We start from the raw sequence: 7,548 nt of genomic DNA on the forward strand, positions 1-7,548 counted from the left end.
ACTCCTTGTTATATCGCCATCGAAGGCAAAACTCAGGGCAACATCACTGCTGGCGCGTTCACCGCTGACTCTGTCGGCAACATCTACGTGGAAGGCCACGAAGACCAAATGCTGGTTCAAGCCTTTGACCACATCGTGACCGTACCGACTGACCCACAAAGCGGTCAGCCTTCTGGTCAACGTGTTCACAAGCCATTCAAGTTCACCGTGGCACTGAACAAAGCTGTGCCACTGATGTACAACTCGCTAGCGTCTGGTGAGATGTTGCCGAAAATTGAACTTAAGTGGTACCGCACTTCTGTGGAAGGTAAGCAAGAGCATTTCTTCTCTACCATTCTGACCGACGGCACCATCATCGATATCGATTGCCAAATGCCTCATTGTCAGGACTCACAGAAGAAAGAGTTCACCCAACTGGTGACTGTGTCTGTCGCATACCGCAAGATTGATTGGGAACACACTGTCGCAGGTACGTCTGGTGCTGATGACTGGCGTGCGCCGATTGAAGCGTAAGGCTTCTTCGCAAGGGGCGTAAGCCCTTTGTAGACAACCCGCCTTCTGGGCGGGTTTTGTCGTCAAGCAATGACGCCTGACGATACTTTGTTCCTTGTTTGTAATGGACAGGACCCTTAAAGCAACAGGTCCTTGCTGGGATGGTTTATGGCTACGGAAAGCGGTCTCCAATTTACTCTTGCTGTTGAAGGCTTACCCAACGACACCTTTGCGGTGCTCGAATTCTCGGGAGAGTCTGCGCTCTCTACGCCTTTTCTGTATCAGGTTAAACTCGCCAGCCGCAATGAATCTGTCTCGCAAGACGAGGTCGTTGACCGCAATGTCACCCTCATGCTGTGGAACAATGGCGAACTAGAACAACGCTTTCATGGCATTGTGCGCCGCTTTACCCGCGGTGATATGGGATTCAGTCATACCCGTTATGCCCTTGAGATGGTCCCTGCACTGTCTCGTTTATCGCTTCGTCATAACAGCCGCATTTTCCAGCAACAATCTGCCCCTGAAATCATGAGTGTCCTTTTGCAAGAAATGGGCATTGATGACTATGCCTTTTCCATTTCTGGGCAACCCCAAGTCCGTGAGTATTGTGTCCAGTACCGTGAAACGGATTTGGATTTCCTTCAGCGCCTCGCGGCAGAAGAAGGCATTTTCTATTGCTTCTTGCACGACAAAGACAAGCACACGGTGTTGTTCTCGGACGATACCCAGACTTTAACCGCTTCCGGACAAGCCCTCCCTTATAACGCCAATGTGGGCGGTAAGAGTGATGAGGCCTTTGTGAAAGGCTGGCAGTTCTCGGCTCAAGCGCGCCCTTCGTCGGCGCAGCTTAAAGATTACAGTTTCAAAAAGCCGGCTTATGGCTTTTTGCACGACAAAGCCGGCACGGAAATGAGTTTCCAACGCGGCACTTATGAACACTACGATTACCCAGGCCGCTTCAAAAGCGATGCGGCGGGTAAGCCGTTTACCCAATACCGGTTAGAGCACTTGCGCAGTGATGCGTTAACGGCGACTGCCTCTAGCACCATCATGCAGGTAGATGCGGGCATGGTGTTTGACTTGGACGGTCACCCGGACGACACCACCAATCGGGATTGGATTGTGGTGACCCTGCACAGTGAAGGCACGCAGCCTCAAGCTCTGGAAGAGCATGGCGGCGAAGGCATGACGTCCTTCCACAATACGTTTTCAGTGATTCCAGGCCATCGCCCTTGGCGTCCCATTCCGGAAGCCAAACCTTGTGTGCATGGCCCACAAATCGCGATTGTAACGGGCCCTGCAGGCGAAGAAATCTTCTGTGATGAACACGGGCGCGTGAAAGTGCAGTTCCCGTGGGACAGATACGGCAACAGTGATGAAAGCTCAAGTTGTTGGGTACGTGTCTCCCAAGGCTGGGCGGGCGGTCAATACGGCATGATGGCGATACCACGCATCGGCCATGAAGTGATTGTCTCTTTCCTTGAAGGTGACCCAGACCAACCGATTATCACGGGCCGCACGTATCACGCGACCAATGTGCCGCCCTACCCGCTGCCAGCCAACAAAACCCGCACGGTCCTGAGAACCGAAACCCATCAGGGGGAAGGCTTCAACGAACTACGTTTTGAGGATGAAGCAGGGCAAGAAGAAATCTATGTTCATGCTCAAAAAGACATGAACTTGCTGGTCGAGAATGACCGCAAAGACAACATCAAACACGACTTGCATCTGGAGGTGGAGAACGAGCGGTTTTCACACATCAAGGTGGATGACCACCTGACAGTAGATGGGCAAAGCAAAGCCCATGTCGCTGGTGACATCAGCCTGACAACAGACAGCTCACTGCACATCAAACAAGGTAAGAAACACCTTCTAGAAGCAGGCTCAGAGATCCATCACAAGGCTGGCGACAAAGTCATCATTGAAGCGGGCACAGAAATCACCATTAAAACTGCCGCAGGCTTCGTCAAGCTCGATCCAGCCGGTGTGCATCTTTCCGGTGCTGTGGTGAATTTAAACTCTGGTGGCAGTGCGGGCAGCGGCAGTGGTTTTGGTGGACTCAAGCCTATGTTGCCAAACGAGCAACGCGCATTTAATAGACGGGTCATGATACTTCATGACAAATCCGAAGAGCCTGTTCCGTTTGTCGATTACCGCATCGAGCTTGCTGACGGAACAGCCTTTGAAGGTCAATCTGACAAAAACGGCATTGCCTACTTCGTTGAGTCTGGTGAAGAGCCACAACCTTTTAAAGTTTACTTGAGAGATGAAGGATGAATTGGAAACTAGCCAGCGAAGGGAACACCACACCTTCCAGTGATTCTGAGCCATTGGTCGTTCGAGCGCCTATGGGCAATCAATTCTGGCTTGAGAATACTGGAGGTAGTAGCTTAAACATTAAGTATTATGTCAATGGACAAGCATCTCCGCCACTCCCCCAAACCGCTGATAAACCGACATTATTAGATAATAACCTTGCGGGAACGGCGGGTAAGCTGGAAATCGAAGTCAACGGAGAGAAATCAACACTTATTGAAGATATCGATTCTTCGTTACTTACTTCGCCCGCAGACCTTCGTGGTGGGCTAATTGTTGGCCAACCACGGAATGTTATGCCAGAACCCAATCCCAAAGTCACCTTTTCTCCCGATGCTCCACCACTCGATTCAAGAATATTGTTACCTGATAATGCATTAGGAAACTCAGAGGTGGATGTCATTTCAATCATCCCTAGTTTGCCACACATGCAAGCAATCAACGAAGAAGGAGTCTACAGTGTCGACACTTTGACTGATGGACAAGTGTTTTGGGTTCTTGAGTCGTTTATGCAAAATTCAGTCGCCACGAGTGCAAACGAGTTTTCAGTTGCGATAGGGCAAACAGTTCGGCATGGTAGAGATCTTGGTGGTAATGCAGCCAGAAATTTTCTGAAAGAAGTCATCTTCCAAGGAAAGTTTGCCGTGAAGAATATTTCCTCTTGGGGTGGTAAGGCAGCAATTGTTTTTAAGGGAAATCATCGTTCACGCTCTTTCCTTACGGCCATCATGTATGGCGTTAAGAATGATAAGATGTCATATGTATCGAGTTATGCCGAAATTGCCAGTGATATTGTCAACGGAAACACTGGTTCTGCAGTCAGAGCCGCAGGAGCTGGAAGCATGCCCCTCAAATCAGGGAATTTTATTGGCTTTGCGATAGCAGCAACTTTTGATGTCCATGCTTTCATGAAAGATGATGACCCAGAAAAGAATTGGGGTGATCTCCTCGGCATGCTAGGAGTGACATTTGTGAAAGTTTGGGCGGCGGGCTTCGTTGGTTTGCTCGCAGCAGGTGCATTTGCAGCGGCCGTTGCAGGCGCGCCAGTTCTCGCCGTAGTAGCCATTGGTGCAGCAGTGGCAATTGTCGTTGGGGTTGGGCTAGATTTTTTGGATACCCAACTAGGGATAAAAGAAGGAGCCCGTAAGATAGGACGGGGCTTTATTGATATCATTGACAGTATACTTAGCTTTTCGTTTGATGACCTTGAGGGTATGACGGACAGATGGGAACAGGACTTTAAGTCTTCCTTGAGAGAAAACGATCCTACTGGATATTGCGCTTTATTCTGTAGCAACCCCCTAGATCAATTGGATGCATGGATGAGAGGCTTGGGTGGCAGAGGCCTTGGAGGAAGATATTAGTGGAAACTACGCTCAACACAGGGAAAAAAGCCGTCAATGTGGCAAGTTTTATTTCTATTTTCACTTCAATCCTGTGCCTTTTTCTTACAACAAGTCTATACGCAGTGAATGGTGACAAATTCCTATTTCAAAGCATTTCCTTGGTGCTGGTAATTTTTTTATTCTCTTATTCCCACCTTTCTGGTCGGAGCTACAAGGATAGCGATCCCATCAGATACTGGGCATCAACACTTTCAAAAACACTGTTATGCGTCTATTTATCGATGAGCCTTCTCCCCCTATTTTTCATCGAATTGCTTCCAGGAACATCCTACTTGGTTATGACTTCTACCTGCCTAATCTCTGGCGCAATTAGCTTCGTCTCTGGCAAACATTATTTCAGCACTGAAATTCTAAACCAGAACATGAAAAGAGCAGGCATGGTCACCACAGAATATGCCAACGGTTCTCAAACTGTGTCTGCTGGCGTATTTCATTCATTTAGGTCTCCAAACAACCTCCTTACTTCACTACTTCTGAAAGTTTTCAATTCCATCCTTATCTCGCTCTCAATAGTGGCTATATTATTCGGAGTGGGAGCGGGCTTTATACTAATCGCCTTAGCTGAGATGATAGTGCCAACCTCGACTGAAGTTTCAGCACATGCTGTCATCATGTTTCTCGCTCTCCTTCCCATGACCACTGCAGGAATGGTGTACGTATATCCAATGACTGCATTTTTAAGACAATGGCAATTGAACAATCCATCGGAAAACGAAAAATGATTTTCAGATAAGGTAGACTATTGTTTGTATTAATACTTGGTTGTGTCGCAATACCTACCTAAACCATTACGTCCATTCACAACTGTTAATCATTACCAGCCGATTCCTGAACATCTCAATAATATTTGGTGGGTGACTTTGGCGATAGTTCGCTATCGAAAATGAAGAAACATCGACCTTTGTACAGGAAGTGGATAAGATCGCGAGTTGAAAATGAGTACTTCTAAACATATCAAGGTCACCTAACGCAGCAGATATTCGTATTCGATTCTTCGGCAACAAATTGCTCTGTAGGCAAACTTTCACTCGATATTTGAGCAATTTTTTGCTTCACGTTTACCAAACTAGCCTAACATACTGTTTTAAGTGCCTATAATTTATGGCATACCAATTGCTTGATTCTCCTTCCTAACTTTTTTGTACACAAAGTGTAGGACTAACCAATCAATACCAAACTTTATGCTAGCGAAGTATTTATCGTCAATTTAAGGTCCTTTGCGCAAATGATTGAAAAAACAAATCAACACTGCACTGCTGCTCATAAGGTTTTTTCATGAAAGCGACCATTATGATTTGTATTGCAAGCCTGCTGCTAGCATCTCTCTTCGCACATGCAAAAACAGGGATGCTCGAGGGTATTTTCACCTCACTCCCTGACGCCGGCTTTGAGAAAAACATTTTGGTTCGCCCCTTAGTTGAGGGTAACGGCAAAGCGGAAATCGACGGGGAAGGCTATTTAGTGGGGAGCATGTCAGCGGATGACAAACTTCTTCTAGAAAGCTATTTCTTTTGGGAAGAAGGTTCACTGTCCAAAGCTCACTGTTTGAGTTTTCCAACACAGCGCACCACGTTGATTGCTGAAATTGCAGCCTCAAATGGTGACGATGCAACAGCAGTCACAACCAGCTATCGCACGGCCTCAGCCTACCTAGACAAAAGGAATGCGGAGACGCTCTTTCCGTTGCCAAAATATAAAACGCGACAAGTACTTTGCGTGTCAAATGAAGGGAAGCATTTCCCTCAAACGTCAGCATCGATTTTCTTTTATAACGCGCAAGTCGGTGTGATCCCGATGTTGAAGCAATAAACATCGAAAAGATAAGGACATGAATCATGGGTAATGCAGTTCGATTAGGTGATACGGGAACCGATCATGATGGCTTTCCGCCAACGCCAACAACCGCGGGATCGGGTACCGTAATCATTGATGGTATCCCACTTTGTCGTTTAGGCGATCCTCTTGCACCGCATGACAAACCTAAAAACCCGCCCCATGGAAGGAGCATTGCTGCAGGCTCGGCAACCGTGTTTGCAGACGGCAAACCTGTTGCAAGAACAGGCGACGCTGTAAGTTGTGGTGGTGTCGTTATTGGCGGTGGCACAGTCAACGTTGGATAGGCATTCTTCCATACCTAACGATATGCCGCGGTTTCCACCATTACTCTAAAGATCGCACATCTACACTGAGAAGTGGTTCAATGAAAAATCTGGCTTTAGCCCCTTCGTCTAAGGCCTTTTTTTACGTACGATCTCTCTGCTTCTTTGCCGTTTATATCTTATTCAGCCCACAAGTTACTTTCACTTTTCGGCCAATTCTTGCTCAGCGAGCAATTTTTCGCCCACCCCTAAGCAACTCCTTGCTCTTCGTGTCGCGATTAAAACCTAACCCATTGTTTTTATTAACCTCCATAGCTGGCACACCCCTTGCGTTATCCCTTTCGTTGTAATCACACTCATCGATTTTTATAGGGATAGAAGAATGCCAACTCCTTGTTATATCGCCATCGAAGGCAAAACTCAGGGCAACATCACTGCTGGCGCGTTCACCGCTGACTCTGTCGGCAACATCTACGTGGAAGGCCACGAAGACCAAATGCTGGTTCAAGCCTTTGACCACATCGTGACCGTACCGACTGACCCACAAAGCGGCCAGCCTTCTGGTCAACGTGTTCACAAGCCATTCAAGTTCACCGTGGCACTGAACAAAGCCGTGCCACTGATGTACAACTCGCTAGCGTCTGGTGAGATGCTGCCGAAAATCGAACTGAAATGGTACCGCACCTCGGTGGAAGGTAAGCAAGAACACTTCTTCTCTACCATTCTGACCGACGGCACCATCATCGATATCGATTGCCAAATGCCTCATTGTCAGGACGCACAGAAGAAAGAATTCACCCAACTGGTGACTGTGTCTGTCGCATACCGCAAGATTGATTGGGAACACACTGTCGCAGGTACGTCTGGTGCCGATGACTGGCGTGCGCCGATTGAAGCGTAAGGCTTCTTCGCAAGGGGCGTAAGCCCTTTGTAGACAACCCGCCTTCTGGGCGGGTTTTGTCGTCAAGCAATGACGCCTGACGATACTTTGTTCCTTGTTTGTAATGGACAGGACCCTTAAAGCAACAGGTCCTTGCTGGGATGGTTTATGGCTACGGAAAGCGGTCTCCAATTTACTCTTGCTGTTGAAGGCTTACCCAACGACACCTTTGCGGTGCTCGAATTCTCGGGAGAGTCTGCGCTCTCTACGCCTTTTCTGTATCAGGTTAAACTCGCCAGCCGCAATGAATCTGTCTCGCAAGACGAGGTCGTTGACCGCAATGTCACCCTCATGC

The 7,548-nt window shown here is 47.9% G+C and carries 8 protein-coding genes; all 8 read left to right on the plus strand.

Features of this window, described 5'->3' with window-relative positions:
- Positions 1-513: Hcp family type VI secretion system effector (locus tag BM082_RS24220; protein ID WP_074928944.1), on the plus strand; the 513-nt coding region annotated here is incomplete at its 5' end.
- Positions 514-660: 147 nt separating this feature from the next.
- Positions 661-2,769 carry a type VI secretion system Vgr family protein gene (locus BM082_RS24225; protein WP_074928946.1) on the plus strand — a complete coding sequence of 703 codons (2,109 nt, stop codon included), beginning with the start codon at positions 661-663 and terminating at the stop codon, positions 2,767-2,769.
- Positions 2,766-4,172 carry a hypothetical protein gene (locus BM082_RS24230; protein ID WP_074928948.1) on the plus strand — a complete coding sequence of 469 codons (1,407 nt, stop codon included), beginning with the start codon at positions 2,766-2,768 and terminating at the stop codon, positions 4,170-4,172. The genes BM082_RS24225 and BM082_RS24230 overlap by 4 nt, the downstream gene beginning before the upstream one ends.
- Positions 4,172-4,936 (plus strand): hypothetical protein, encoded by a 765-nt coding sequence (locus BM082_RS24235; RefSeq protein WP_074928950.1) that lies wholly within the window; start codon positions 4,172-4,174, stop codon positions 4,934-4,936. The genes BM082_RS24230 and BM082_RS24235 overlap by 1 nt, the downstream gene beginning before the upstream one ends.
- Positions 4,937-5,489: 553 nt before the next feature.
- Positions 5,490-6,023 carry a hypothetical protein gene (locus BM082_RS24240; RefSeq protein WP_074928952.1) on the plus strand — a complete coding sequence of 178 codons (534 nt, stop codon included), beginning with the start codon at positions 5,490-5,492 and terminating at the stop codon, positions 6,021-6,023.
- 26 nt (positions 6,024-6,049) lie between these two features.
- Positions 6,050-6,334: a type VI secretion system PAAR protein gene (locus BM082_RS24245; RefSeq protein WP_017017621.1), complete on the plus strand. Its 285-nt coding sequence runs from the start codon at positions 6,050-6,052 to the stop codon at positions 6,332-6,334.
- A gap of 361 nt (positions 6,335-6,695) precedes the next feature.
- A complete protein-coding gene (locus tag BM082_RS24250; RefSeq protein ID WP_017015011.1) occupies positions 6,696-7,214 on the plus strand; it encodes an Hcp family type VI secretion system effector in 519 nt (172 codons plus the stop codon).
- A 147-nt stretch (positions 7,215-7,361) separates the two neighbouring features.
- Positions 7,362-7,548, plus strand: a 187-nt coding sequence (locus BM082_RS24255; RefSeq protein ID WP_139218824.1) for a hypothetical protein, incomplete at its 3' end; no start/stop codon positions are given.

The sequence above is a fragment of the Enterovibrio norvegicus DSM 15893 genome (assembly GCF_900115495.1).
GTDB lineage: Bacteria > Pseudomonadota > Gammaproteobacteria > Enterobacterales > Vibrionaceae > Enterovibrio > Enterovibrio norvegicus.

Bases quoted from the DNA above. Each gene is read 5' to 3' on its own strand.
- BM082_RS24230 (WP_074928948.1), top strand. From the start codon at position 2,766: ATGAATTGGAAACTAGCCAGCGAAGGGAACACCACACCTTCCAGTGAT.
- BM082_RS24225 (WP_074928946.1), top strand. From the start codon at position 661: ATGGCTACGGAAAGCGGTCTCCAATTTACTCTTGCTGTTGAAGGCTTA.
- BM082_RS24245 (WP_017017621.1), top strand. From the start codon at position 6,050: ATGGGTAATGCAGTTCGATTAGGTGATACGGGAACCGATCATGATGGC.
- BM082_RS24250 (WP_017015011.1), top strand. From the start codon at position 6,696: ATGCCAACTCCTTGTTATATCGCCATCGAAGGCAAAACTCAGGGCAAC.
- BM082_RS24240 (WP_074928952.1), top strand. From the start codon at position 5,490: ATGAAAGCGACCATTATGATTTGTATTGCAAGCCTGCTGCTAGCATCT.